The organism is Saccharothrix sp. HUAS TT1, from assembly GCF_040744945.1.
GTDB lineage: Bacteria > Actinomycetota > Actinomycetes > Mycobacteriales > Pseudonocardiaceae > Actinosynnema.
On record NZ_CP160453.1, the window covers coordinates 2,250,117 to 2,275,036 of the forward strand.

At 73.3% G+C, this 24,920-nt stretch carries 24 protein-coding genes; 15 read left to right on the plus strand and 9 right to left on the minus strand.

Annotated features, from left to right (window positions below):
• Positions 1 to 68: 68 nt before the first annotated feature.
• The 8 genes from AB0F89_RS11045 (at position 69) to AB0F89_RS11080 (ending at position 6,626) form a co-directional block, all read left to right on the plus strand.
• Positions 69 to 578 (plus strand): SMI1/KNR4 family protein, encoded by a 510-nt coding sequence (locus tag AB0F89_RS11045; protein WP_367135146.1) that lies wholly within the window; start codon positions 69 to 71, stop codon positions 576 to 578.
• 113 nt (positions 579 to 691) lie between these two features.
• Positions 692 to 2,131, plus strand: coding sequence for a collagen-binding domain-containing protein (locus AB0F89_RS11050; RefSeq protein ID WP_367135148.1), 1,440 nt, complete (start codon positions 692 to 694; stop codon positions 2,129 to 2,131).
• A 72-nt stretch (positions 2,132 to 2,203) separates the two neighbouring features.
• Entirely contained in the window at positions 2,204 to 2,548 is a 345-nt protein-coding gene (locus tag AB0F89_RS11055) for a hypothetical protein (protein ID WP_367135150.1), read from the plus strand.
• Positions 2,549 to 2,607: 59 nt separating this feature from the next.
• On the plus strand, positions 2,608 to 3,129 hold the full coding sequence (locus tag AB0F89_RS11060) for an RNA polymerase sigma factor (RefSeq protein WP_367135152.1): 522 nt from the start codon (positions 2,608 to 2,610) through the stop codon (positions 3,127 to 3,129).
• The gene (locus AB0F89_RS11065) at positions 3,126 to 3,896 is read left to right on the plus strand and encodes a zf-HC2 domain-containing protein (protein ID WP_367135154.1); all 771 of its coding nucleotides are present in this window, start codon (positions 3,126 to 3,128) and stop codon (positions 3,894 to 3,896) included. Before AB0F89_RS11060 ends, AB0F89_RS11065 begins: the two co-directional genes overlap by 4 nt.
• Positions 3,897 to 3,925: 29 nt before the next feature.
• Complete coding sequence (locus AB0F89_RS11070) at positions 3,926 to 4,720, plus strand: ABC transporter ATP-binding protein (RefSeq protein ID WP_367135156.1); 795 nt, start codon at positions 3,926 to 3,928, stop codon at positions 4,718 to 4,720.
• Entirely contained in the window at positions 4,717 to 6,060 is a 1,344-nt protein-coding gene (locus AB0F89_RS11075) for a hypothetical protein (protein WP_367135158.1), read from the plus strand. Before AB0F89_RS11070 ends, AB0F89_RS11075 begins: the two co-directional genes overlap by 4 nt.
• Complete coding sequence (locus AB0F89_RS11080) at positions 6,057 to 6,626, plus strand: hypothetical protein (protein WP_367135160.1); 570 nt, start codon at positions 6,057 to 6,059, stop codon at positions 6,624 to 6,626. Before AB0F89_RS11075 ends, AB0F89_RS11080 begins: the two co-directional genes overlap by 4 nt.
• On the opposite strand, the gene AB0F89_RS11085 is transcribed toward AB0F89_RS11080, so the two are convergent.
• The 6 genes from AB0F89_RS11085 to AB0F89_RS11110 all read right to left on the minus strand — a co-directional run bounded on the left by AB0F89_RS11085 (position 6,623) and on the right by AB0F89_RS11110 (position 17,111).
• On the minus strand, positions 6,623 to 7,489 hold the full coding sequence (locus AB0F89_RS11085) for an aldehyde dehydrogenase family protein (RefSeq protein ID WP_367135162.1): 867 nt from the start codon (positions 7,487 to 7,489) through the stop codon (positions 6,623 to 6,625). The genes AB0F89_RS11080 and AB0F89_RS11085 overlap by 4 nt on opposite strands.
• Positions 7,482 to 8,909, minus strand: coding sequence for an aldehyde dehydrogenase family protein (locus AB0F89_RS11090; RefSeq protein ID WP_367135164.1), 1,428 nt, complete (start codon positions 8,907 to 8,909; stop codon positions 7,482 to 7,484). The genes AB0F89_RS11085 and AB0F89_RS11090 overlap by 8 nt, the downstream gene beginning before the upstream one ends.
• Before the next feature lies 1 nt (position 8,910).
• Positions 8,911 to 9,882 (minus strand): deoxyribose-phosphate aldolase, encoded by a 972-nt coding sequence (deoC, locus tag AB0F89_RS11095; protein ID WP_367135166.1) that lies wholly within the window; start codon positions 9,880 to 9,882, stop codon positions 8,911 to 8,913.
• A 64-nt stretch (positions 9,883 to 9,946) separates the two neighbouring features.
• Positions 9,947 to 10,594 (minus strand): DUF1707 domain-containing protein, encoded by a 648-nt coding sequence (locus AB0F89_RS11100; protein ID WP_367135168.1) that lies wholly within the window; start codon positions 10,592 to 10,594, stop codon positions 9,947 to 9,949.
• 116 nt (positions 10,595 to 10,710) lie between these two features.
• Complete coding sequence (locus tag AB0F89_RS11105) at positions 10,711 to 11,700, minus strand: Gfo/Idh/MocA family protein (protein ID WP_367135170.1); 990 nt, start codon at positions 11,698 to 11,700, stop codon at positions 10,711 to 10,713.
• The gene (locus tag AB0F89_RS11110) at positions 11,697 to 17,111 is read right to left on the minus strand and encodes a pentapeptide repeat-containing protein (protein ID WP_367135172.1); all 5,415 of its coding nucleotides are present in this window, start codon (positions 17,109 to 17,111) and stop codon (positions 11,697 to 11,699) included. Before AB0F89_RS11110 ends, AB0F89_RS11105 begins: the two co-directional genes overlap by 4 nt.
• A 29-nt stretch (positions 17,112 to 17,140) precedes the next feature.
• Between AB0F89_RS11110 and upp the strand changes: the two genes are divergently transcribed.
• Positions 17,141 to 17,767, plus strand: coding sequence for a uracil phosphoribosyltransferase (gene upp / locus AB0F89_RS11115; protein ID WP_367135174.1), 627 nt, complete (start codon positions 17,141 to 17,143; stop codon positions 17,765 to 17,767).
• Positions 17,768 to 17,917: 150 nt separating this feature from the next.
• Here the strand turns inward: upp and AB0F89_RS11120 are convergent, their stop codons facing one another.
• Entirely contained in the window at positions 17,918 to 18,757 is an 840-nt protein-coding gene (locus AB0F89_RS11120) for an SDR family oxidoreductase (protein WP_367135176.1), read from the minus strand.
• A gap of 201 nt (positions 18,758 to 18,958) precedes the next feature.
• On the opposite strand from AB0F89_RS11120, the gene AB0F89_RS11125 reads away from it, so the two are divergent.
• A complete protein-coding gene (locus AB0F89_RS11125; protein ID WP_367135178.1) occupies positions 18,959 to 20,233 on the plus strand; it encodes a glycoside hydrolase family 18 protein in 1,275 nt (424 codons plus the stop codon).
• Between the two features lie 82 nt (positions 20,234 to 20,315).
• Here the strand turns inward: AB0F89_RS11125 and AB0F89_RS11130 are convergent, their stop codons facing one another.
• Positions 20,316 to 20,906 (minus strand): TetR/AcrR family transcriptional regulator, encoded by a 591-nt coding sequence (locus AB0F89_RS11130; protein ID WP_367135180.1) that lies wholly within the window; start codon positions 20,904 to 20,906, stop codon positions 20,316 to 20,318.
• Between the two features lie 81 nt (positions 20,907 to 20,987).
• Here AB0F89_RS11130 and AB0F89_RS11135 point away from each other — a divergent pair, with 81 nt between their 5' ends.
• The 5 genes from AB0F89_RS11135 (at position 20,988) to AB0F89_RS11155 (ending at position 24,384) form a co-directional block, all read left to right on the plus strand.
• Positions 20,988 to 21,188: a type II toxin-antitoxin system VapB family antitoxin gene (locus tag AB0F89_RS11135; RefSeq protein WP_233824133.1), complete on the plus strand. Its 201-nt coding sequence runs from the start codon at positions 20,988 to 20,990 to the stop codon at positions 21,186 to 21,188.
• Between the two features lie 386 nt (positions 21,189 to 21,574).
• The gene (locus AB0F89_RS11140; RefSeq protein WP_367135182.1) at positions 21,575 to 21,970 is read left to right on the plus strand and encodes a type II toxin-antitoxin system death-on-curing family toxin; all 396 of its coding nucleotides are present in this window, start codon (positions 21,575 to 21,577) and stop codon (positions 21,968 to 21,970) included.
• Positions 21,971 to 22,051: 81 nt separating this feature from the next.
• Complete coding sequence (locus AB0F89_RS11145; RefSeq protein WP_367135184.1) at positions 22,052 to 22,435, plus strand: MerR family transcriptional regulator; 384 nt, start codon at positions 22,052 to 22,054, stop codon at positions 22,433 to 22,435.
• 44 nt (positions 22,436 to 22,479) lie between these two features.
• Positions 22,480 to 23,388, plus strand: coding sequence for an aldo/keto reductase (locus tag AB0F89_RS11150; protein ID WP_367138820.1), 909 nt, complete (start codon positions 22,480 to 22,482; stop codon positions 23,386 to 23,388).
• Positions 23,389 to 23,397: 9 nt separating this feature from the next.
• On the plus strand, positions 23,398 to 24,384 hold the full coding sequence (locus tag AB0F89_RS11155; protein WP_367135186.1) for an aldo/keto reductase: 987 nt from the start codon (positions 23,398 to 23,400) through the stop codon (positions 24,382 to 24,384).
• 40 nt (positions 24,385 to 24,424) lie between these two features.
• Here AB0F89_RS11155 and AB0F89_RS11160 read toward each other — a convergent pair whose 3' ends face one another.
• Positions 24,425 to 24,877, minus strand: a complete 453-nt coding sequence (locus AB0F89_RS11160; protein ID WP_367135188.1) for a flavodoxin family protein — start codon at positions 24,875 to 24,877, stop codon at positions 24,425 to 24,427.
• Positions 24,878 to 24,920: the final 43 nt, after the last annotated feature.

Genomic DNA, 24,920 nt, shown 5'->3' on the forward strand with positions numbered 1-24,920 from the left:
ATCATGTGCATGTGGGTGTTTTGCGCCATTGGGAACGGATCGTGGCGTGGCTCGACCACCACGCCCCCTTGACCGCATCGGCGTTCGTGCCACCCGAGGACGGCGCCGCGGTCGAGTCGTTGGCGGTCGCGAGCGGCCTCGTGCCGCCCGACGACCTGCGTGCTTGGTGGGCGGTGTGCGGCGGCACCGAGAACCTGGCGTTCGCGGAGGTGCTGCCGCCGTTCTACACGCCGCTCGGGCCGTCCAACGCCCTGCGGTCGTGGCGGTTGAAGGAGCGGTTCTGGCCCGCGGACCTCGACACCGAGGCGGGCACGCCCACGTCCGGCTTCCACCCGATGTGGCTGCCGATCGCGTTCGACGGGTGCGGTGACGCGCTGGCGGTCGACCTGCGGCCGGGCGTGCTGTCCGGGTGCGTGGTCGAGTGGGACCGCGAGGCGGGCGAGATGCTGAAGCCGGAGTGGACCAGCCTGGACGAGATGCTGGACCAGATCGCCACCGCGCTGGAGCACCGCAGCCGGCTCGGCCACTGCGAGCCGCTGGTGACGACGGACGGCCGGCTCGGCTGGTGCACCAACTGACGTCCCGGGCCGGGTGGTGACCCCGGCGGGTGAAGTGGGGCGGTCCGGCGTGCCGGGTGGGGCGCGGTGACGTTGGCTGCGAGGAGGCGGGTCGACCTCCACGGGAGCCGGACATGGGCATCAGCCGGGCGGGCGCGGTCGGTGCGGCGGTTGTCGTCGCGGTGGTGGCGGTCGGGTGGGCGCCGGGGGCGGGAGTGGTGGCGGGGGTGGCCGCGGCGGCGGTGAACCCGGTGCGGCCGGTCGCGCCCGGTGACGTGGTGGCGGATCCCAGCCACGGGTTCCTCGTGCTGGTCGAGGGCGACGCCGCGCTGAACGAGAACGAGACCGAGGGGCCGGTCGCGGTCGGCGGCGACCTTCGGTTCCGGCTGTACAACGCGGGCGCGAACAACCCCGGCTCCTACGCCCTGCCCGGCGACGCCCGGCCGACCAGCCTCGTCGTCGGCGGCCGGGTGGACTTCGCGGGGAGCGGGCCGGGTGCGCGGCTCAGCGTGCTCGACCAGTCCTACGCCAAGATCGGCGACCTGGGCGGCGCGAGCGTGCTGCCGTCCGGCGGGGTCACGTTCGTCGTGCCGAGCGGCGGTGACCAGGACACCCGGCCCGCGGTGGCGGTGCAGACCTCGCAGCCCGCCGGGTCGGTCGGCGGCCCGAGCGGGTTCGACTTCGCGGCGCTGTTCGCGCTGTACCGGGGGATCAACGCCGACGTGGCCGCGTGCGCGTCGACGGTGCAGCTGCGGGACCAGAACGGGCAGGGGCCGTGGAACGGCACGGACCCGAACGCCACCATCGGCCTGCGACCCGGCCAGAACGTGCTCACCCTGGACGCCGCGCGGATGAGCGCGCTGGACAACGTCAACCCGCTCAACGGCGCCCTCCAGCCCGGCGACGAGGCGTGGCTGGTCGTCAACGTCGACGTGACCGGCGACTACACCTGGCCGGCGCCGAACGTGAGCTGGCAGGGCAACGGCCCGTCGCACCACGTGCTGTGGAACTTCACCACCTCCGGCACCATCACGCTGCCGCCGGACTCGCCCACCGTGTGGGGGACCGTCTACGCGCCGAACGCGACCCTGGTCGACAACAGCTCGTCCAACATCGAGGGCGCGGTGGTGGTGCGGTCCCTCGTCCACGGTGGAACCGCGAGCGGCAGCGGTGGCGAGATCCACCACGCGCCGTTCGACGACGTCCTCACGACGTGCGAGTCCGGGACCACCACGACGACCACGACCACCACCACGGCCCCGACGACCACCACGGCCCCGACGACCACCACGGCCCCGACGACCACCACGGCCCCGACGACCACCACGGCCCCGACGACCACGTCCACAGCCCTGACGACCACGACCACGACCACGACTGCGGACGTGACGACCACGGCCACGACCGAGTCGGAGTCGGGGACGGAGCCAGGCGCGGTCCGGCCGGGCGGGGGCGGCCAGCTCGCCGCCACCGGTTCGCCGGTGCGCGGGGCGGTGGTGCTGGGCGGCCTGCTGGTCCTGTCCGGCGGGACCGCGCTGGCCCTGACGCGCCGGCGCGACCGCCGTCGGACGTGACCCGTTCGAACGACGCGCGGCACGAGCTGCCCGCCGCCGTCTTGAGCCTCGCCTGACCGGGTACCCGTGGCCATGACCAGCTACGAGCACCGGGCGCCCGTCGAGATGTCCGCCCAGGAGCTGTTCGAGTTCCTGGCGCGACCCGAGAGCCTGCCCCAGCACCTGCCCGGACTGTCCGCCTCGACCCCGCGCATCGACCACGACCGGCGGAGCCTGTCGTGGGAGGAGAACGGCTACCGGGGCGTGCTGAGCGTCGCCGACGACGACGCCGGGCTCTGCGAGGTCGTGCTCACCGTGGAGACCGACGAGCCCGGTGACGTGCGGCGCGAATTGGCGGAGGCGGTGGCGGCCATCTCCCACCGGGCCACCTCGGAGGCCGACGTGAGCGCGGCCAAGAACCAGGACACCTGGTACTGATGTGACGCAAGTCACTCCAATGTGAGAACCGTTCCCGCCGCCCGGTCGTCTTGCCGGGTGTGAACGAGGAGCAGCTGGTGCGCGCGGTCGCCCGTGGCGACCGCGCGGCCTTCGAACAGCTCTACCGCCGCACGTCGCCGTGGCTGGCGGTGCGCCTGCGCCGCCGGTGCGCCGACGAGCAGGTCGTGGCCGAGGTCATGCAGGAGACGTACCTGGCGGTCTGGCGGGCGGCCGGGTCGTTCGCGGGCGCGGCGGTCGACGGCACGGCGGTCGGCTGGCTGTGGACGATCGCGGCCCGCCGGCTGGTCGACGCGTTCCGCAGGCGTGCCCTCCAGCGGGCGCCCCTCCCGGTGGCGGGCGCCGCGCCCGCCGCCGAGGACGAGGCGCTGGCGGGCACGTGGAGCGACGAGGTCGGCGGCGCGCTGCGCGACCTGGCCCCGGAGCTGCGGCAGGTGCTCCAGGCGATGGTGCTGGACGGGTTGACCGTGCGCGAGACCGCGGTGCTGCTCGGGGTGCCCGAGGGCACCGTCAAGACCCGCGCCCGGCGGGCTCGGATCGCGCTGCGGGAGGCACTGTCATGAGCGAGCACCCCTCGGCCGCCTCGATCGCCGGGTACGCGGCGGGCGACGACCTGCCCGCCGACCTGCTGTGGGCGGTCGAGGCGCACCTGGAGACCTGCGAGCTGTGCCGGCTGCGGCTGGCCGACGTGGCTCCGCCGCAGGTCACGGCGTTGACGGCGGCCGTGTGGGCGCAGCTGGGGCCGACCGGGACGCCGGTGCGCCGACGTCGCCACCTCGCCCGCTGGGCCGCGCCGTCGCTGCTGCCGTGGCTCGCCATGACGGCGTTCGCGGTGCTGGCGGCGCTGTCGCTGGACGGGCTGCTGCCCCGGCACGAGGTGTCGTCCGCGGTGCTGCTGGTCGCGCCGATCGTGCCGGTGCTGGGCGTGGTCGCGGCCTGGTCGCGCGGCATGGACCCGGCGCACGAGCTGGTGGTCTCCACCGCGCGGGCCGGGCTGCAGCTCGTGCTGCGCCGCACGCTCTCGGTGCTGCTGGTCGTGCTGCCGGGCCTGCTGCTCGGCGGTTGGCTGGCGGGCGCGTCACCGGCGTACTGGCTGCTGCCGTGCCTGGCCGTCACCACGGTGACGCTCGCGCTCGGCGGCGTCATCGGGGTGCGCCGGGCCGCCTTCGCCGCCGCCGCCGCGTGGGCGGTGCTGGTGGTCGGTCCGGCGGTGGTCGTCGGCGCCGTGCCCGGTGTGCTGGCGCCGGGCGCGGCGCCGGTGTGGGCGGCGGCGTTCGTCGGGGGCGCCGCCGCCGTTGTCCTCAGGTCCGCGGCCTACGCGCGCCTGTGATGGAGGGGTTGTCGTTGAGAGGTCGGGAGATGGCACGTGCGGTGAGCGCGGCGGAGGTCGCGCCTGCGGGGTACGCCTGGCAGGTCCGGGCGGAGGGCCTGCGCGTGCGCGCGGGCCGGAGGACGGCGGTGGACGGGCTCGACCTGCGGCTGGGCCGCGGCGTCCACGGGCTGCTCGGGCCGAACGGCGCGGGCAAGACCACGCTCATCCGGGCGCTGGCGACCGTGCTGCGGCCCGCGTCGGGGACGTTGGAGGTGCTGGGCTCGTCGGTGTCGGGGCGGGTGGACCTGCGCCGGCTGCGGCGCGCGCTCGGCTACCTGCCGCAGGACTTCGGCTACTACAAGCGGTTCACCGTGCGCGAGTTCGTCGAGTACGTGGCGTGGCTCAAGGAGGTGCCGAAGCGGGACGTCCCCGGCGCCGTGCAGCGGGCCGTGGAGCGGGTCGGGCTGGCCGACCGGGCGGACGACCGGCTGAAGACGCTGTCCGGCGGCATGGTGCGGCGGGCGGGCATCGCGCAGGCCATCGTCAACGACCCCGAGGTGCTGCTGCTGGACGAGCCGACCGCCGGGCTCGACCCGGGCCAGCGGGTCCGGTTCCGGGAGCTGCTGCAGGAGCTGGGCGCCGACTCGTGCGTCGTCGTGTCGACCCACCTGGTCGAGGACGTCGCGACGGCCTGCACGGACGTGGTGCTGGTCAAGGCGGGTCGGCTGGTGTTCCAGGGCACGCCGGACGGGCTGGCCGCCGCGGGCGGGCCGGACGACGTCGGCGACAGCCCGCTGGAACGCGGCTACTCGGCCCTGCTCGGCGGGGCGGGCGAGTGGTGAGGGTCCTCGGGATCGAGCTGAGGCGGACGACGGCGCCGGTGCTCGGCGCGCTGGTCGCCGTGGTGCTGGTCGGGCTGCTGGACTGGGGCCCGTCGACGAAGAACAGCACGGCGTGGGACCGGCAGTGGTCGACGATGGCCGAGTGGGCCCGGTTCATGCTGCTGTTCGCGTGGCCGCTGACGCTGGGCGCGGGCGCGTTGCAGGGGCTGCGCGACCGGCGGTCCGGGGTGGAGGAGCTGTTCGGCTCCACGCCGCGGCCGCGGGCCCAGCGCGTGGGCTGGACGCTCGGCGCACTGGCGCTGGCGCTGGTGGTGGCGTGCGCGGTGGTGCTCGCGGTCGGCGCGGTGCGGGTCGCGTCGGCGACGGACCACTTCCACCTCGGGTGGGCGCCGGTCGCGCTGGTGGGCGTGGTGGCGCTGGTCGCCGCCGCGTGGCTGGGCATGGGGCTGGGCCGGCTCGTGCCGTCGCCCCTGACGCCGCCGCTGGTGGCGGTCGCCGGGTTCGCGCTGATGGTGCTGGGCTCGGGTCCGACGGGCGGTGCGGCGTTCCGCTGGACCCTGCTGCTGCCCTCGGTGCCGTCGCCGGAGACGGTGTACGCGTCGGTGGCGGGCTCGGTGAGCCTGGGGCAGGCGGTGTGGTTCGCGGGGGTGGCGCTGGCCGGGTTCCTGCTGGTGGCGCTGCGGCGGGCGTGGCTCGGCGCGCTGCCGCTGGTGGTCGCGCTGGCGGTGGCCGTGCCGCTGCTGCCGTCGACGCCGGAGGGGGCCGTGGCGGCCGACCCGGTGGCGGCGGAGCTGGTGTGCGCGGAGCAGCTGTGCCTGACCCGGGCGCACGAGGACGAGCGGGCGGCGTTGGCGGGACCCGCGCGGGAGGCGTTGCGGGCGCTGGCGAAGCTGCCGTCGCCGCCGACGTCGGTGCGCGAGGTGGCGGCCCCGGTCCGGCCCCGGGACGCGCGCGGGCCGGAGCCGGTGGACGCCGTGTGGGTGCACCTGGACGAGTTCACGTACTTCCGCACCGCGCCGCCGACGGCCGAGCAGGTGACGGCCTACCTGGTCGCCGGCGCGGGCACGCGGACCTGCTACGGCGAGCACGTCCCGCGGGGAGCGGCCCGCGAGCTGGCCGCGCGCACCGCGATGACGACCTGGCTGACCGGCCGCGTCGAACCGCTGCCGATGTACCGGTCGTGGCTGAGCCGGGAGACCGACGGCCTGGCGGCCGAGGCACTGGCCCACCTGCGCTCGCTGCCCGAACCCGTCCAGGCCGCCCGGGTCCAGGCGGCTCGCGAGACCCAGGCGGCCTGCTCCGGCGACGCCCTCACCACCCTGACGGCGGGCACGACGTGAACCGCTGGGTGCTGCTCTACGTCCGCTCTCGCGGCGTCCTCGGGTCCTTCGCGACCGTCGTGGTGGGAGTCGTGGGGGTGGCCGCGTTCGCCGGCGCGGACGGCAGCCCGCAGCTTGCCGCGTTCGGCGCGGCGCTCGGGGTGGCCGCCGTCGCGACCGGCCTCGGCGGGCAGGACCTGGCGCTGGACCGCACGGCCGCGTTCGGCTGGCCGCCCCGCCGGGCCGCGCACCTGCTGCTCGGCGGCGCGGTCGTCGCCGCGCTGCTCCTCGCCGCCGGCCGGGTCGCCGACCCGATCGCCCCGGACGCGTTCGTGCTGCGCGACGTCGTCGGGCTCGGCGGCCTGGCGGCCCTGGGCGCGCTGGTGCTCGGCGCGCGCGCCGCGTGGGCGCTGCCGGTCGGCTGGACGGGCGTCACGCTCGTCGTGCCGCCCGGCGCGGACCACTGGCTCGACCGCCTGCTGACCTGGCCGGTGCAACCGACCGGCACCACCTCGGCCACCGTGACCGCGGTCGTGCTGGGCTGCACCGGCCTGCTGGCCCACAGCTGGTTCGGCTGCCGCCGCTAGACGCCGATCGGGTGCCAGACCGTCTTCGTCTCCAGGAACGCCCGCAGCCGGGCGATGTCCGGCTCGCGGGTGAAGTCCTCGGCCGGCCGGGACCGCAGCACGCGCTTCACGGTCCCGGCCGCCGCCCGCTCCAGGTCCGCCCGCGCCGACTTCGGCGCGCCGGTCAGGTCGAGCGCGTTCACGTCGCCGTGCGACGCCAGCCACGGCGCGATCTCCGCCGTGCGGCCGGTCAGCACGTTCACCACGCCGCCGGGCAGGTCGGACGTCGCCAGCACCTCGGACAGCGTCACCGCGGGCAGCGGCCGCTCCTGCGAGCTGACGACCACCGCCGCGTTCCCGGTCGCGATCACCGGGGCCACCACGCTGATCAGCCCCAGCAGCGACGACTGCTGCGGCGCGAGCACGGCGACCACGCCCGTCGGCTCCGGCACCGAGAACGAGAAGTACGGCCCGGCCACCGGGTTCGACGCGCCCAGCACGGTGGCCACCTTGTCGGTCCACCCCGCGTACCAGACCCAGCGGTCGATCGCCGCGTCCACCAGCGACTGCGCCTTCTTCACCGGCAAGCCCTCGCAGGCGGCCACCTCGGCGGTGAACTGGTCCCGGCGGCCCTCCAGCACCTCGGCCACCCGGAACAGCACCTGCCCCCGGTTGTACGCCGTCGCGCCGGACCAGCCGGGGAACGCCTTGCGCGCCGCCGCGACCGCGTCCCGGGCGTCCTTGCGCGAGCCCTGCGCCGCGTTGGCCAGGAACGCGCCCTTGGCGTCCACCACCGGGTAGGACCGGCCCGACTCCGACCGGGGGAAGGCGCCGCCGATGTACAGCTTGTAGGTCTTCGCGACCGCGATCCGGTTCTCAGACATCGAGGTACGCCTCCAGCCCGGTGCGACCGCCCTCGCGGCCGAAGCCCGACTCCTGGTAGCCGCCGAACGGGGCGGTCGGGTCGAAGCGGTTGAACGTGTTCGCCCACACCACGCCGGCGCGCATCTTCTGCGCCGCCCACAGGATGCGGGAGCCCTTCTCGGTCCAGATGCCCGCCGACAGCCCGTACGGCGTGTTGTTCGCCTTGGCCACCGCCTCGTCCGGGGTGCGGAACGTGAGCACCGACAGCACCGGCCCGAAGATCTCCTCGCGCGCGATCCGCATCGCCTGCGACACGTTCGAGAACACCGTCGGCGCGAAGTAGAAGCCCTTGTCCGGCAACGGGCACGCGGACGTCCACCGCTGCGCGCCCTCGGCGTCGCCGGTCTCGACCAGCTCCTGGATCTTCGTCAGCTGCTCGCGCGAGTTGATCGCGCCGACGTCGGTGTTCTTGTCCAGCGGGTCGCCGACGCGCAGCGTGGACACCCGGACGCGCAGCTTCTCCAGCAGCTCCTCGGCCACCGACTCCTGCACCAGCAGCCGGGAGCCCGCGCAGCACACGTGGCCCTGGTTGAAGAAGATGCCGTTGACGATGCCCTCGACCGCCTGGTCCAGCGGCGCGTCGTCGAACACGATGTTCGCCGCCTTGCCGCCCAGCTCCAGGCCGACCCGGCGGCCGGTGCCCGCGAGCTGCCGCTGGATGATCTTGCCGACCTCGGTGGAGCCGGTGAACGCGACCTTGTCGAGGTCCGGGTGGGACACCAGGGCCGCGCCGACGTCACCCGCTCCGGGGAGGATGTTCACCACACCGGGCGGCAGGTCGGCCTGCTGGACGATCTCCGCCAGCACCAGCGCGGTCAGCGGCGTCGTCTCCGCGGGCTTGAGCACCACGGTGTTGCCGGTCGCCAGCGCGGGCGCGATCTTCCACGCGGCCATCATCAGCGGGAAGTTCCACGGGATGACCTGGCCCGCGACGCCCAGCGGGCGCGGGTCGGGGCCGTAGCCCGCGTAGCCGAGCTTGTCGGCCCAGCCCGCGTGGTAGAAGAAGTGCGCGGCGGCCGTCGGCACGTCGACGTCCCGCGCCTCCTTGATCGGCTTGCCGTTGTCCAGCGACTCCAGCACCGCCAGCTCCCGCGACCGCTCCTGGATGAGCCGGGCGATGCGGAAGATGTACTTGGCCCGCTCGGAGCCGGGCATCCGGCCCCAGACGCGGTCGTAGGCGCGGCGGGCGGCCTTCACGGCCTTGTCGACGTCCTCGGGCGCGGCCGTGGAGACCTCGGCCAGCACCTCCTCGGTGCCGGGGTTGACGGTCTTCAGCGGCTCACCGCCGCCGTCGACGAACTGACCGTCGACGAACATGCGGTAGTTCGGCTTGAGGTTCGCGATGTCCCGCGACTCGGGCGCGGGCGCGTATTCCCACATGTCAGTCCACCGTCACGTAATCGGGGCCGCTGTAGTGGCCGGCCAACTGGGTGCGCCGCTGCATCAGCAGGTCGTTGAGCAGCGTGGAGGCGCCGAAGCGGAACAGCTCGGGTGTCAGCCATTCGGGTCCGGCGACCTCGTGCACCGCCACCAGGTACTTGATCGCGTCCTTGGTCGTGCGGATGCCGCCGGCGGGCTTCACGCCCCGCAGCTCGCCGGTCTGGGTGTGCCAGTCGCGGACGGCCTGGAGCATCACGTGCGTGACCGGCAGCGTCGCGGCGGGCGAGACCTTGCCGGTGGACGTCTTGATGAAGTCGCCGCCGGCGAGCAGCCCCAGCCAGGACGCGCGGCGCGCGTTGTCGTAGGTCGCGAGCTCGCCCGTCTCCAGGATGACCTTGAGGTGCGCGTCCCCGCAGGCGTGCTTGACCTGCACGATCTCGTCGAACACCTGCCCGTAGCGGCCGGACAGGAACGCGCCCCGGTCGATCACCATGTCGATCTCGGTCGCGCCCGCGGCCACGGCGAAGGCGGTGTCCTCCAGCTTCACCTTCAGGCTCGACCGGCCGGACGGGAAGGCGGTGGCGACGCTGGCGACGCCGATGCCCGTGCCGGCGAGTTCGGCCACGGCCGTCTCGACCATGTCCGGGTACACGCACACGGCGGCGACCTGCGGCACGTCCGGGTTGTCGGGGTCGGGTCTGCGGGCCTTCGCGGCCAGCGAGCGCACCTTGCCGCGGGTGTCGGCGCCCTCCAGCGTGGTCAGGTCGACCATGCCGATGGCGGTGTCGATGGCCCACAGCTTGGCGGCCTTCTTGATGCTGCGGGTGCCCAGACCGGCCGCGCGCTGTTCGACGCCGACCTGGTCCACGCCGGGCAGGCCGTGCAGGAACCGGCGCAGCGACGCGTCGTCGCGCACGGCGTCCGCGAGCGCCGGGGGCAGCTGCGCTGGCGGTGGAGTTGTCGGAGCAGCCATGCCGCCGAGTCTAGGCGGAGTGGGACGGCCGTCCTAGTTGAGCCGATCGGGAGGGTGCGGGCCCTCAGCCCTCCAGCTCGTCGTACTTGCGCCCCTTGATCTTTTTCTTCTTCGGCCGCTTCACCTCGACCGCGCCCATCATCGCGAACCCGGTGATGCGCACCACGGGACCACCGGGGATGGTCGGCGCCCCCTTGTGCGTGGTGTCCTCGAACGCGCCCATGAACCCGATGCCGTCGACCCGGACCGTGACGTCCTCCGGCACGATGATCTCCACCCCGCCCATCAGCGCGTAGGCGTTGATCGTCGTCTCGGCCTGGGAGAAGCGGGCCCTGGTCAGGTCCAGCTGGATGCCGCCCATGAACGCCGTCGCGGTGTGCGTCGGCGGCACGACCCACTCCCCGCGCCGCTCCACGCCCGACCAGAACGCGAACGAGACCGTCGAACCGGGCGTGCCGCCGATGCGCGACGAGGGGGCGTTGTGGTGCATCGGCTGGGGCAGGACGTTGGGCGCCGGCACGCCGAGGTCGGCGGTCAGCGGCACCAGGTCGCCGTAGGTCTTGGCCGCGTACACCGCGCCCAGGCGCTCGTCCAGCTCGTGCAGGTCCAGCCTGCCCTCGCCGTGCGCCTGCTGGAGCACTTGGGCGACCTTCTCGCGGTCGGCGTCCGAGGCACGCATCTGACGGGGGTCCGGCACCAGCTCGTCGCTCACCCGGGTGAGTCTAGGTTCAGAACCGGCGGCTGAGCACCGACCAGTCGACTTTGCCGGTCACTTCCGCACCGCGGCCGACCTGACCGGGGCGAACCGGCGGCCGGACCGGCGGCGGGTCAGCTCGGCTCGCGGACCGACAGGCCGGCCGCCCGGTAGATGTCGTCCACGACCCGCATCGTGGCCACCGCGTCGTCCACCGTCGTCGGGAACGGCTTGCCGTGCAGCACGGCGTCCGCGAACGCCGCCAGCTGGTAGTCGTACGTCGGCCGGCGGTCGAAGCGCTCGACCCGGCGGTGCCCGTCCAGCTTCACCGCGAGCCGGTGCCCGTACTGCGGCGCGAAGGGGTTGAGCACCTTCAGGGAACCGTTGGCGCCCAACACCTTCGCGGTCAGCTTCACCAGCGAGCGCGACCACATCGACGTCACCACGGTCCCGGTGTGCCCGGCCGGGAACTTCAGCTCCGCCCGCATGAACCGGTCGATCCCGTCGCCCTTCAGCAACGCCCGCGCCGACTTCACCTCCGGCTCGCCGCCACCGAGGTGGCGCACCAGGTTCACCGGGTAGCAGCCGGTGTCCATCATCGCGCCGCCCGCCAGGTCCAGCGAGTACCGGATGTCGCCGAACCGCGGCAGCGGGATGCACATCCGCGCCTCCACGTGCCGCAACTCGCCGAGTTCCGCGACCACCTCCGGCAACCGCAGCGCCAACGGGTGGTAGCGGTAGTGGAACGCCTCCATCACCACCAACCCGCTGCTCCTGGCGACCGCCGCCACCTCCGCGGCCTCCTCGGCGTTGGCCGCGAACGGCTTCTCGCACAGCACGTGCTTCCCGGCCGCCAACGCCGCCAACGTCCACTTCCCGTGCAGCCCGTTGGGCAGCGGGATGTAGACGGCGTCCAGGTTGGGGTCGTCCAGCAGCTCCTCGTACGTCGCGTGCACCCGCGGGATCCCGTGCCGGTCGGCGAACGCCTGCGCCCGCCCGACCTCCCGGGCCGCCACCGCCGACACCTCGACCGCCGCCACGGACCGCGCCGGCCGCACCAACGCCGACGGCACGATCCGCGCCGCCCCCAGAACCCCGATCCGCACGTGGTCGGCCATGCTCATGTCACTACCCCCGCCACGATCCCGGGAATCGTCCTGTGATCGGGCATCCTCCGGATCTCCGGCACGTACGGGTCCAACTCGCCCTCCTCGAACCGCGCCGACCTCACCGCCCACCACACCTGGTTGCCCACGTCGCCCCCGATCCGGTACGACCCGTCCGCCAGCAGCACGGCCCACCCGTCATCAGCGTTGATCAACTTGGCCAGTTCCGTGCCGCCGACGCTCCAGATCCGCGTCGTCCCGTCCGTCGACGTGGTGGCGAGGTGCTTGCCGTCCGGCGAGAAGGCCACGCACCTCACCGGCCCGAGGTGTCCGCGCAGAACGGCCACCTCCCGTCCCTGGAGACTCCACACACGAGCGGTCCCGTCGTCGGAGCACGTGGCGAGGAGCTTGCTGTCCGGTGCGAAGGCGACCGCCCACACCTCTGCGCCATGCCCGCGCAGCACCAGTGCGGTCCTGTGCCGCCTGGTCCGGACGCGAGCGGTTCCGTCCGCCGACGCGGTGGCGATGTACCGGCCGTCGGGAGAGAAGACCACCGAGGTGAGCCACCCGCTGTGGTCCGCGTAAGTGGCCGTGAGGCGACCGGAGGTGGTCCACACGTGAGCGGTCCCGTCCGCCGAAGCGGTCGCGAAGCGCTTCCCGTCCGGGCTGAACGCCACGGCTTCCACGGAGAGCGCATGACCTGACAGGACCAGGCGCTCCGAACCGCCGTCGACGGACCAGATGTGCGCCTCCCCACCGATCGTGCCGCCGAGCACCCGCCGACCGTCAGGGGAGAAGGCGACCGAGACCACCGGGGTGTCGGAGGTCGAGTACACGAGGGGGAGGCGCTGGTCGAGGAAGTGGACCCGCAGCGCGTCGGTGAACGAGGCGACCGCGAGGGACCTGCCGTCCGGTGCGAAGGCGATCGCCGCCACCTCGCCCCGCCGGATGGTCAGGGCCGGCCCGGCGCCGGCCCACAGGTGCGCGCCGCGGGTCGACGCGGTGGCCAGGGAGGCGCCGTCGGGCGAGAAGATCACCGTGGTCACCGGCCGCACCTGACCACCGTGGTGGTCGAGCGGATCACCGGTCGGTGTGCAGAACAGCACCTGCCGGTTGTTCGCCGTCGCGATCTCCTCACCGTCCGGCGAGAACGCCAGCACGTTGGTGCCGGGGTCCCGGCCGATCTCGGCTGTGCGGGTGCCGTCCGAGGCCCAGAGGGTGAGGGTGTGGTCGCTCGTGGTCGTCGTGGCGATGTGCTTGCCGTCCGGCGAGTAGGCGACGTCGTAGACCGGGGACGAGTGCTGCAGCGTCGCGACAGGGCTGCCGCCGATGGTCCAGATCCGCGCTGTGGTGTCGTGCGCTCCGGTGACGAGGTGTTCCCCGTCCGGTGAGAACGCCACTCCGCACAGTCCCCTGGTGTGGCCGGCGAGCGTCGAGACCGGCTCACCGTCGACGGTCCAGATGCGGACGGTCCCGTCGTCGGACGCGGTGGTGACGTGGCGGCGGTCCGGTGCGAACGCCACGGCTTCGATCTTCTCCTCGTGCCCGAGGAGCACCGCGACCTCATCACCGCCGAGGGTCCAGATCCGTGCGGTGCGGTCGCGCGAACCGGTGACGATGTGCTGTCCGCCGGGCGCGAACGCCACGCACCGCACGCCGTCCTGGTGTCCTCCCACGACCGTGACCAGGTCGCCGTCACGGGTCCAGATCCGCGCGGTGCCGTCGTCGGACGACGAGGCGAGGTGTTCGCCGGTCGGGGACCAGGCGACCCGGGTGACGTGCCCGGTGTGACCGGTCAGCGTCCGGAGCGCCTTCCGCGTCGCTCGCTCGACCAGCGTGACGGCCCAGCCACTGGCCACCGCGAGCACCGTGCCGTCGGGGGAGTAGGCGAGGGACTGCGCACCGCCGACGGCGGTCACCACCGAGGCCGGGTCGCGGCCGACGACGGTCGCCTCGGCCAGCTCCGGGTGCTCCTCCACCCCGCGCACGCCGAGCAGCACCGCGCCGCGCCAGTCGCTGCCGGTCAACCGCGCGCCGGTCAGGTCGCCGCCGGTCATCCGGACGCCCCGGAAGTCCGCGCCGGCCAGGTCCGCCCCGGTGAGGTCCGCGTCGGTCAACCGCTGCCCGCGCAGGTCCGCCCCCGTCACCGCGGTGCCGCGCAGGTCGACCCCGGACAGGTCGCGGTGGCGCAGGTCGAGGTCGACCAGGTGCTGCCGCACGGTCGCGGGCCCGCCCAGCCGGTCCCACACCGCCACCGCGTTCAGCCGCACGACCTTGTCGGCGCCCGGCCGCGTCGCGACCCGCACCGCCCACTCGCGGGCGGCGGCGTGGCCGGCGAGGTCGCAGAAGAAGTCCACCATCAACGGCGACATGGGCCTGCTCATCACGCTCGGCACGGCGCCGTCGCGGACCTGCTCGGCCGCCGCGTTGGCGACCAGCCACTCCATCACCGACTGGTGCACGAACCCGAAGCCGTCCTCCGTGTTGACCAGCAACGTGCCCGAGCCGACCGCGTGCGCCGCCTGCGCCGTCGAGTAGCCCCGCTCCACCAGCTCGGTCAACGTCTGCGCGACCGTCTCACCCAGGTCGGACGCCTGCACCGCGGCCGCCGTGCCCGACCACAGCCGCGACGCGAGCACCGTGCACACGCGCAGCCGTTCCAGCTCGTCGAACGACCGCAGCCCGGACGGGTGCCGCTGCCGCTCCGCCTCGTGCAGCAGCCAGAAGTCGACCAGCTCCCGGTACAGCTCGGCGGCGCTGATCCGGCCCTGCTCCTGCCGCACCTGCCGCAGCCGCCGCTCGTCCAGGTCGGCGATGAACGCCAGCATCCGCGGGTTGCGGGACAGGCCCAGCAGGTCGTGCACCTCGCGCAGCAGGTCGAACCGGCGCTCGGCCTGCCCGGCGTCACCCCGGTAGTGCCGGGTCAGGAAGTCGAGGACCTGCCCGTCGGTGAAGTCCTCCAGCACCGCCACCCGGCTGGAGCTCATCGCGGCGACCTGGTCGCCCAACGCCGTGAGCACCTGGTTGTGCGACCGGAAGTGCTGGCTGCGGCTCGTCAGCACGACCTTCGCCCGATCGCTCACCGCGACCAGCAGCGTGCGCAGGTACTCGGCGGCGTTGTCGTAGCCGACCCGCAGCTCCAGCTCGTCGAAGCCGTCGAACAGCAGCGCCAGCCGACCGCTGCCGATCATGTACCGGAGCTTCACCACGTCCAGCACCTCGACGCCCTCGCGCACCAGGTGCTGGGTCAGCAGCTCGTCCAGCGTCGGCGCCTTCTCCAGGCTGCGCAGCTCGACCAGCACCGGCGACACGTTGCCCAGCCGCGACCGCAGCTCCCTGGCCAGCTGCCGCAGCAGGAACGACTTGCCGCGGCCGAAGTCGCCGAGCACCACGACGAACCGGGCCGCGTCCGGCGACAGCCACTCCAGCACCTGGTCCAGCGCGTTGTCCCGGACCTCGCCCGGGCCACGCCTGGTCAGCTCGTGGAACCGCTGCGGCACGTACAGGTGGGCCGGGTAGATCGGGTCGTCGGCCAGCCGCGCCTGCTGGCGGTGCTCCTGCGCCCGCAGGTCGAGCATCCCCTGGTAGTCGACCCAGCTGCGCAGCCGGATGCCCAGGCTCAACGCCCGCGCGACCAGCTCGGCGGGCGCGGGCGCGCCCCCGTGCACCAGCTCGGACCGCACCGACCGGTCGTGCTCGGCGAACCGCACGTGCACGTCCCGCGCGAACCGCTCGACGCCGTCCGCCGTCACGTCGCCCTCGACCACGGCCACCGGCCACTGCTCGACGCCGCCACCAGAGGTGGGCTTGGTGACGCGCAGGTAGGCGTGCTCCAGGTAGGGCGTCACGGTCGCGCCGGGGTGGCTGATCCGCGTCGCCTCCGCCACCCGCTCGAAGAACGAGTCCCCGGCGAGCGGCGGGCGTGCCCGCTCCTCCTCGCGCGGTGTGGTGCGGAAGGCGTGGGCCGAGGTCGGCCTCAGCACGTGCCGGACGCGCCAGTCGGCGCCGTCCGGGCTGACCCGCGTGTCGCCCACCCACCGGCCCTGGTCGGGTTCGAACCGCCGGGCGTGCCGGGTGAAACCGCGCTCGTCGAACGACACCAGCTCGTACGACCCGGCGTCCGGCGTGCCGGTCAGCAGGTGGTCCACCAGGCCGGGCCGGACCAGCGCGTGCTTCACACCGGCCGTGGACCGGTGCACGACGCCCAGTCGCAGCCAGCCCTTCGCCCGGTGCTCCTCCAGGTGCGCGGCGAACCGCCGCAGCTGGGCCGCGTCCACCTCGGGCGTGCCGTCGTGGACGTGGCTGTCGGCGACGGTCGAGTTCAGGCCCGCCACGGCCACGCGCAGGTCCGGCGCGGTGAAGAACGTCCAGTGCTCGTCCGGCGTGAAGGTGGCGCCCGCGTCCCGGTAGAACCGGTCGAACGCCTCGCCGTACTGCTTCCACTTGCGCCAGTAGGGCGGCACCGGCTCCCGCTGCTCCGCCTCCATGTCCAGGAAGTAGGCGCGGCACGCGACCAGGTTCACGTCGTGCGGGCCGGGCACGACCACCACCCGGTCGCGCGGCAGCTCGACCGCCTCGGCCAGCCCCTCCAGGAACGCGAACGCCTGCTCGAACTCGGTGCGCAGCCCGCGTTCGGTGAGGTCGCCCGCGACCACGACCAGGTCCGGGCGCAGCCCCTCCCGCGCCGCCAGGTGCTCCAGGTCGTGGTGCAGCACGGTGAGCCGGTGGTCGCCGTCGCGGCCGAAGCGGGTGCCTGCCAGGTGCAGGACGTCGAGCCGGTCGGGACCGCGGACGTCGCCGCGGCGGCGGTGGTGGTCCAGGGCGTCCGGCCAGCTCAGGCGCAGCAGGTCGGCGGTGATGGCGTAGCAGTCCGGCGCCGTGCGGCCGGCCGTGGCGATGATGCCGACGACGCGGCCCGTCACCGGGTCCCACACCGGGCTGCCGCTGTAGCCGGGCTGGACCTGGAGCGCGGAGGTCGAGTCGAGCTGCAGGTAGCCGTTGCCGACCCGGCCGCGGACGACCGCGCGCACCCAGGCGCCGTCCGGGCGGGCCGGGCGGTCGGGGTAGCCGAAGACGTCGACCTCGTGACCGGGGCCGGGCAGCGTGGTGATCAGCTTGGCGGGGGTGGCCCCGGCGGGGGCATCCTCGGCCAGTTCGAGGCCGGCGACGTCCTGGCCCGGCGCGCCTTCGCGGGGAGGCGGTGGCAGCCACTGCCGCACGGTCGCGCGGATCGCCGCGCGACCGGGGAAGTCGACCAGCACGGGGTCGTCGGGCGGCGCGCCGCTGAGCCCGTCCCGCCCGACGGCCAGGTTGACCACGTGCGCGCAGGTGAGCACCCGGCGTTCGCCGACCAGGACGCCGACCCCGACGACGTGCCCCGCCGCGTCGGTGAACCGGACGACCGAGCCGGGTAAAGAGCCGTCGGGCATCGCCTAGAGGTACCACATACTGTTCGACCATGGACGTCCTCGTTGTCGATCACCCACTGGCCAGGGCGCGGCTGACCACCATGCGCGACGCCCGCACCGACAACGCGGCGTTCCGCGCCGCGCTGCACGAGCTGACCGTGATGCTGGTGTACGAGGCCACGCGCGACCTGCCGGTGGCCGAGGAGCGCGTGCACACGCCGGTCGCCCGCACCACCGGCTACCGCCTGGCCAACCCGCCGCTGCTCGTCCCCGTGCTGCGGGCCGGCCTCGGCATGGCCGACCAGGCGCACAAGCTGATCCCGGACGCGCAGATGGGGTTCGTGGGCCTGGCGCGCGACGAGGAAACCCTCCAGCCGACCCCGTACATGGAGTCCCTGCCCGACTCCCTGGCCGGCCGTCCGGTCTTCGTGCTGGACCCGATGCTCGCCACCGGCGGCTCCATGGCCTACACGATCCGCCTGCTGACCGACCGCGGCGCCACCGACGTGACCGCGATCTGCGCCCTGGCCGCCCCCGAGGGCATCAAGCACCTGGAGGACTCCGGCCTCCCCGTCCGCCTGATCACCGCCAGCGTCGACGAACGCCTGAACGACTCGGGCTTCATCGTCCCCGGCCTGGGCGACGCCGGCGACCGTCAATACGGCTCCGTCCACTAACCCCGCGAGAGTCCAACGCTCAAGCCGCGAGAGTCCAACGTTCGCGACACCTGAATTCAACGCTCGGGCCTAACGCTGTTCGCCGTGAGCGTTGAACTCAGGGTGCGTGAACGTTGGACTCTCGCGGGCTGGGCGTTGGACTCTCGCGGGTCAGGTGAGGGTGGGGTGGTGGTCGGCGGCCCAGGTGGAGAGGGTGCGGCCGGGGTGGCCGGTGACGGTGGTGAAGTCGGGGGTGACGGTGGCCGGTTCCTCGGCGTGCTGGGCCATGTAGCCGAGGAGGTACTCGGCGACGTCGTACGGCAGGCCCTCGTCGCGGATCAGCGACGCCCGCGCCTGGCCGTAGGTCAGGCGCTCGAACCGGATCGGACGACCCAGGCCCCGGCCGATCGCGGCGGCCTGCTCGACGTGCGTCAACGCCTCCGGCCCGCTCACCGTGTACGCCTTGCCCGCGTGCCCCTCCCGCAGCAACGCGTGCACCGCCACCTCCGCCACGTCGTCCTCGTGCACCGGCGCGCCGACCGACTCCGGGAACGGGGCGCGCACCACGTCCGAAGCCTTGATGGTCCGCGCCCACACCAGCTTGTTGGCCATGAACTCGCCCGGCCGCACGTGCGTCCACTCCACCCCGGACGCCTCGACGACCCGCTCCACGTCGTGGTGCAGCTCGTAGCTGCCCGGCCGCTTCACGGTCACCGCGCTGCTCGACAGGAACACGACCCGCCGCAGGTCGGGCGCGCCGGCCAGCAGCTCGGCCGCGTGCGCCGCCGCGTCGTCCGACTCGATCGCCGCGAGCAGGAACACCGCCGTCACGCCCGCCAGCGGCACCTCGCGCGGTCGGGTCAGGTCACCTCCCACCACCTCCACCCCGGACGGCAGCACGGCCTTCGCCGGGTTGCGGGTCAACGCCCGCACCGGCACGCCCGCCGCCGCCAGCTGCCGGACCACCGCGCCGCCGATGGTCCCGGTCGCCCCGGTCACCAGGATCGTCACATCTCCCCCTAACAAGGTATTCAAACTTGAGTAACCGAAGCTAGCGCGCCCACCCACCCCCGCGCACATGCAAAGATTTGCAACGGACCCGAAGAACATTCGCTTTACCGGATTCGGCCGTTCGGCCGTAGAGGTGGTCTAGACCTCATCACTACCGTGGTCTGGACCACACAGAGTCGGCCGCACACCGCGAGGAGAAGCATGTCGAGCAGGAGATGGGTGCTCCCCGCCCTCCTGGCCACCGCGATGACCGTGTCGCTGGCTCCGCAGGCCGTCGCGCACGGCCCGAAGACGCGCACCGTCGGGTACTACACCCAGTGGAGCGGCTACGACCGCAACTTCCTGGTGCGCGACCTGGTCGCCAACGGCACCGCCCCGCGGCTCACCCACCTCAACTACGCCTTCGGCTTCCTCGACGAGTCCGGCAAGTGCGTCAGCGCCGACCCGTGGGCCGACTACCAGCGCCCCTTCGGCGCCGAGCAGAGCGTCAGCGGCAAGGCCGACGTCGCCGACCAGCCGCTGTCGGGCAACCTGAACCAGCTCAAGCAGCTCAAGGCCCGCTACCCCAAGCTGCGGATCAACATCTCGCTGGGCGGCTGGACCGGCTCCAAGTACTTCTCCAACGCGGCCCTCACGCCCGAGTCGCGCGCCGCCCACGTGGCCTCGTGCATCGACATGTGGCTCAAGGGCAACCTGCCCGGCGCCGCGCCCGGTGCGGCGGCCGGCGTGTTCGACGGCATCGACCTCGACTGGGAGTGGCCCTCGTCCGAGGCCGCGCCGGGCAACGTCGTGCGCCCCGAGGACAAGCGGAACTTCACCGCGCTGCTCGTGGAGTACCGCAAGCAGCTCGGCAACCTGACCTGGCGCACCGGCGAGCGCTACGACCTCACCGCGTTCCTGCCCGCCGACCCGCGCCAGGTCGACCGCGGCTTCGAGGTGGCCAAGGTCTTCGGCCTGCTGACGTTCGGCACCATCCAGGGCTACGACTACCACGGCGCCTGGGACCCGCTGACCAACCAGCAGTCCGCGCTGCGCACGCCCGCGGCCGACCCGACCGCGTCGCCGTTCAGCTCGCAGGTCGCGATCGACCACTACCTGCGCAACGGCGCGCCGAAGAGCAAGGTCGTCATGGGCGTGCCGTTCTACAGCCGCGGCTGGACCGGGGTCCGCAACGAGAACAACGGCCTGTTCCAGCCCGCCACCGGGCCCGCCCCCGCGACCTACGAGGCCGGGTACGAGGACTACCGGATCCTCAAGGCGCAGCTCTCCGAGTTCACCGTGCACCGGGATGCCAAGGCCGGGCACGCGTGGTTGTTCGACGGCACCACGTTCTGGACCTGGGACGACCCGGTCGAGATGAAGCGCAAGGGTCGCTACGTGGCCGAACGGCGCCTTGGCGGCGCGATGATCTGGTCGCTCGACGGCGACACCGCCGACGGCGAGCTGATCAAGGCGCTCACCAGCGGACTGTCCTGATCGGGGCAGTTCACGGGGTCCGGGGAGGTTTCGCGGCGGCCACCTCCTCGGGCCCCACCTTCACGTGCGGACGGCTGCGCCCTCAACGGCGCCAGCCGTCCGTTTGCGCTCGCAGCGCGCGCTCGTACACCGGAGCGATCTCGACGCCCGGCGGCAGGTTCCCGTTCAGCTCCAGGCTCACCAGCCCGTGCACCAGGCCCCACATCGCCAGCGCGATCCGCTCGGGCGGCTCGGCCGGGAACGCGCCGCACTCCACCGCGCGGCCGACGTCCCGCACCACCGGCAGGAACGTCCGGACGGCGGCTTCCTTCGTCTCGTCGGACGGCTCGAAGTCCGGCACCACCTTGCTGAACATCACGAGGTAGAACTGCGGGTCGGCGAGCGCGCTCTCCCGGTACGCCAGGCCGATCTGGACGACGTCCTCCACCGGGTCGTCGGTCTGCGGCACGCTCGCGATGCGGTCACCGAATCGGCGGAACGCCTCCTCGTACACGGAGTTCAGCAGCGCGGGCTTGCCGCCGAACAACGAGTACACGGCCGTGGTCGAGGTGTTGACATCCGCCGCGAGCCTGCGCAAGCTCAGAGCGCCGGGTCCTTCGGTGGACAGCACCTCACCCGCCCGCTCCAGCAGCCGGCCGCGGAGCGCGTCGTCGTGTGTCTTCGGTCGTGGCACCGGGACATCGTAACGCAACAGTGTTATGCAACGTGGTCTAGTCAACGTGGTATCAAGTTGGTACCGTCATTCCCCATGGCGATGACTCTGCGTCTGAGCGACGAGGAGAACCGGCGGCTCGACGAACTCGCCGCGGCCGAGGGCCGTTCGAAGCAGGAGGTCGTGCGCCTGGCGCTGGCCGAGCGCTGGGCCAGACTGCAGAAGGAGGAGCAGCTGTCCGAAGTCCTCGGACGCGTGCTCCCCAAGTACCGCGGCCTGCTCGACCGCCTCGGTTCCGCCTGATCCAGCGTCACCCAGAGTGCGGAATCCCGCACCTTCCGCAATTGACCCACACCTTCAGGTGATCGCCCCCGCACGCCCTCGCCGTTCGAACACATGTTCGATACGATCAATCCATGCAGCTCAACGGCGGCGAGCCCGGTCCTTCCCGGGACTACCTGTGTGAACGGCCACGACGGCCCGAAGCGCACCGGTATCGTGCGCCGTTGAAGATCGGGTCGCGTCCAGGTTGCGCTTCGGTGCACAGCGCGGCCGACACCATCCTCGCCGCCGGCCGGGCGGGGAGGCGAGACGGACCTGAGGGGGTGGGTGGTGGCGCCGAGGACGTCCCGGATGTGGGGTGGCCGCGTCGGAGTTCCCGCCCCTCAGGACAGGGAGCGCGTCAAGCAGTGGTCAACTACCTCGACGCCGGCGACTTGCTCGTGCTGGCGACCGCCGTCACCGGCGGGGACCTGGTCGTGCGCGACTTAGGTCTCCTCGACTCCGCAGCCCACCGCCCACGGGCCACAGTGCTGGGGGTCGAGGCGTACGACACGCTCTGGCTGAAAGCTTCCGCGTTGCTCGACTCCATCGTCCGCACGCGCCCGCTGGCCGAGGGGAACTGGCGGTTGGGCTGGGTCGCGGCGGTGACGTTGTGCGACATCAACGGCTGGTGGATCGACGCCGAGGAGGACGAGGCGCTGGACCTGGTCCGCGCGCTGGGCCGGGAGCAGGTCGACGTCGCCGGCATGGCCGCCCACCTGGAGGCGTGGGGCCTGCCCAAGGACGACCGACCGGACGACTGACCGGCCGCCGGGTGGCGCGATCCCGACGAGTGCCCGAACCGGGTTGACCTGGAGCGCACTCCAGCTCCTACGGTCGACACCGTGACTTACTCGATCGCCCAAGCGGCCGAGCGCAGCGGGTTGTCGATCGACACCCTGCGCTACTACGAACGGATCGGCCTGGTCGACCCGCCCGCCCGCGACTCCGGCGGGCGGCGCAGCTACAGCGAGGACGACCTGGGCTGGCTGGTCTTCCTGACCCGCCTGCGCACCACCGGCATGCCCATCCGCATGATGCGCGAGTACGCGCAGCTCCGACACCGCGGCGCGGCCACCGCGGGCCGGCGCAAGCAGATGCTGTTCGAGCACCGCGCCTCGGTCCGCGCGCGCATCGCCGAGCTCCAGTCGTGCCTGGAGGTGCTGGAGTACAAGATCACGCACTACGAGCAGATCGAGCACACCTTCAGCGAGGGGATCACCGCGTGACCCTGTTGGGCGAACTCCAGGCGGGCGTGCAGGGCCTGGGCTGCATGGGCATGAGCCAGTCGTACGGCGCCGGTGACGAGGCCGAGTCGACCGCCACCGTCCACCGGGCCCTCGACCTGGGCGTCCGGCTGCTCGACACCGCCGACGTCTACGGCGCGGGCGCGAACGAGGAGCTGGTGGGCCGGGCGATCCGGTCCCGGCGGGACGAGGTCGTGCTGGCCACCAAGTTCGGCCTCGCCGACCCGGACCGCAAGCCGCGCGGCGACGCGGGCTACGTCAGGCGGGCCGCCGAGGCGTCGCTGCGCCGGCTCGGCGTCGACCACGTCGACCTGTACTACCAGCACCGGGTCGACCCGGACGTGCCGATCGAGGAGACGGTCGGCGCGATGGCCGAACTCGTCGCCGAGGGCAAGGTCCGCTACTTGGGGCTGTCCGAGGCGGGCGCCGCCACGATCCGGCGCGCGCACGCCGTGCACCCGATCAGCGCCGTGCAGAGCGAGTGGTCGCTGTGGACGCGTGACATCGAGGCCGAGGTCGCGCCGACGTGCCGCGAGCTGGGCATCGGCATCGTGCCGTTCTCCCCGCTCGGCCGCGGGTTCCTCACCGGCCGCGTCACGTCCGTCGCCGACCTGGCCGAGGACGACGTGCGGCGCACCCTGCCCCGGTTCGCCGACGGGAACTTCGCCCGCAACACGGCGATCGTCGAGGCGCTGAGGGCCCTCGCGGCGGAGCGCGGCGTCACGGCGGGCCAGTTGGCGCTGGCCTGGGTGCACCACCGGGGTGAGCACGTCGTGCCGATCCCGGGCACCAAGCGGGTGGAGTACCTGGAGGAGAACGTCGCCGCCGCCGACCTGCGGCTCAGCGCCGACGACCTGCGCGCGATCGAGGACGCCGCGCCCGCCGTCGCGGGTGACCGGTACCCGCCGGAGTTCCTGAAGCTCTCGGACAAGTAGGGGGAAACCGTGGAGAACCGCCGGTTGGGCGCGCTCGACGTGAGCGCGCAGGGCCTGGGCTGCATGGGCATGAGCGAGTTCTACGGCCCCGGCGACGAGGCCGAGTCCACCGCCACCGTCCACCGCGCGCTGGACCTGGGCGTCACGTTCCTGGACACGGCCGACATGTACGGGCCGTTCACCAACGAGGAGCTGGTGGGCCGGGCGATCCGGTCCCGGCGCGACGAGGTCGTGCTGGCCACCAAGTTCGCCGTGGTCCGCGACCCGGGCACGCCGCGCTCGGCGTGGGGCCTGCGCGGCGACCCGGAGTACGTCAAGCAGGCCGCCGACGCGTCGCTGCGGCGGCTCGGCGTCGACCACGTCGACCTGTACTACCAGCACCGCGTCGACCCGAACGTGCCGATCGAGGACACCGTGGGCGCGATGGCCGAGCTGGTCGAGCGGGGCAAGGTCCGGCACATCGGCCTGTCCGAGGCGGGCGCGGCGACGATCCGGCGCGCGCACGCCGTGCACCCGATCAGCGCCGTGCAGACCGAGTGGTCGCTGTGGTCGCGCGACATCGAGGAGGAGGTCGTGCCGACGTGCCGCGAGCTGGGCATCGGCGTCGTGGCCTACTCGCCGCTCGGGCGGGGTTTCCTCACCGGCCGGTACACGTCGAAGGACGCGTTCGCGCCCGGCGACTTCCGCCTGGTCGGCCAGCCCCGGTTCGCCGACGGCAACTTCGACCGCAACCTGGCCCTGGTCGAGTCGCTGCGGGCGGTGGCGCGAGAGCTGGACGTGACGCCCGCGCAGGTCGCGCTGGCGTGGGTGCACCACCAGGGCGCGGTGCCGATCCCGGGCACCAAGCGGGTGAAGTACCTGGAGGAGAACGCCGCCGCCGCGGACCTGCGGCTGACCGACGACCAGCTGGCCCGCGTGGCCGCCGCCGTGCCCGCCGACGCGGTCGCGGGCGACCGCTACCCGGCCGAGGTGATGCGGTCCGCCATCGGCCGCTAGGTCGGGCGGGCAGCGGGCCGGGGAGCGAGGCGGGGAGCGGTCATCCGGCCACCGTGGCCGCGACCACGCCACCCAGCTCACGGCACCGCTCCCGCGCGACGCCGTCCGGCGCGCCCGTCAGCGACAGCGTCTCCGCCACCGCCCGCCACCCCAGCCCGGTCGTGATGTCCCGCAACGCCCTCACCGCGCCCTCGACACCCAGGTTGCCGTGCACGTACGCCCCGAACGGCCGCCCGCGCGTGGCGTCCAGGCACGGGTAGTAGACGGTGTCGAAGAAGTGCTTCAGCGCGCCGCTGATGTACCCGATGTTGACGGGCGTGCCGAGCAGGTAGCCGTCGGCTCCCAGCACGTCGGAGGCGGTCGCCGACAACGCGGGCCGCCGCACCACCTCGACGCCCCCGATCTCAGGGTCGTTCGCCCCCGCCAACACCGCCTCGAACAGCTCCTGCATGGCGGGTGACGGCGTGTGGTGCACGATCAGCAGGCGGGGCACGGGGGTCAGGCTGCCGCGCCCGGGGGCGGCGTGCAAGCTTGAC

What these genes read in the sequence shown, in the direction of transcription:
- upp (WP_367135174.1), top strand. Translation starts at nt 17,141, where the DNA reads ATGGACGTCCTCGTTGTCGATCACCCACTGGCCAGGGCGCGGCTGACC.
- AB0F89_RS11125 (WP_367135178.1), top strand. Translation starts at nt 18,959, where the DNA reads ATGTCGAGCAGGAGATGGGTGCTCCCCGCCCTCCTGGCCACCGCGATG.
- AB0F89_RS11065 (WP_367135154.1), top strand. Translation starts at nt 3,126, where the DNA reads ATGAGCGAGCACCCCTCGGCCGCCTCGATCGCCGGGTACGCGGCGGGC.
- AB0F89_RS11150 (WP_367138820.1), top strand. Translation starts at nt 22,480, where the DNA reads ATGGGCATGAGCCAGTCGTACGGCGCCGGTGACGAGGCCGAGTCGACC.
- AB0F89_RS11085 (WP_367135162.1), bottom strand. Translation starts at nt 7,489, where the DNA reads ATGTCTGAGAACCGGATCGCGGTCGCGAAGACCTACAAGCTGTACATC.
- AB0F89_RS11055 (WP_367135150.1), top strand. Translation starts at nt 2,204, where the DNA reads ATGACCAGCTACGAGCACCGGGCGCCCGTCGAGATGTCCGCCCAGGAG.
- AB0F89_RS11090 (WP_367135164.1), bottom strand. Translation starts at nt 8,909, where the DNA reads ATGTGGGAATACGCGCCCGCGCCCGAGTCGCGGGACATCGCGAACCTC.
- AB0F89_RS11105 (WP_367135170.1), bottom strand. Translation starts at nt 11,700, where the DNA reads ATGAGCATGGCCGACCACGTGCGGATCGGGGTTCTGGGGGCGGCGCGG.
- AB0F89_RS11050 (WP_367135148.1), top strand. Translation starts at nt 692, where the DNA reads ATGGGCATCAGCCGGGCGGGCGCGGTCGGTGCGGCGGTTGTCGTCGCG.
- AB0F89_RS11110 (WP_367135172.1), bottom strand. Translation starts at nt 17,111, where the DNA reads ATGCCCGACGGCTCTTTACCCGGCTCGGTCGTCCGGTTCACCGACGCG.
- AB0F89_RS11070 (WP_367135156.1), top strand. Translation starts at nt 3,926, where the DNA reads ATGGCACGTGCGGTGAGCGCGGCGGAGGTCGCGCCTGCGGGGTACGCC.
- AB0F89_RS11135 (WP_233824133.1), top strand. Translation starts at nt 20,988, where the DNA reads ATGACTCTGCGTCTGAGCGACGAGGAGAACCGGCGGCTCGACGAACTC.
- deoC (WP_367135166.1), bottom strand. Translation starts at nt 9,882, where the DNA reads ATGGCTGCTCCGACAACTCCACCGCCAGCGCAGCTGCCCCCGGCGCTC.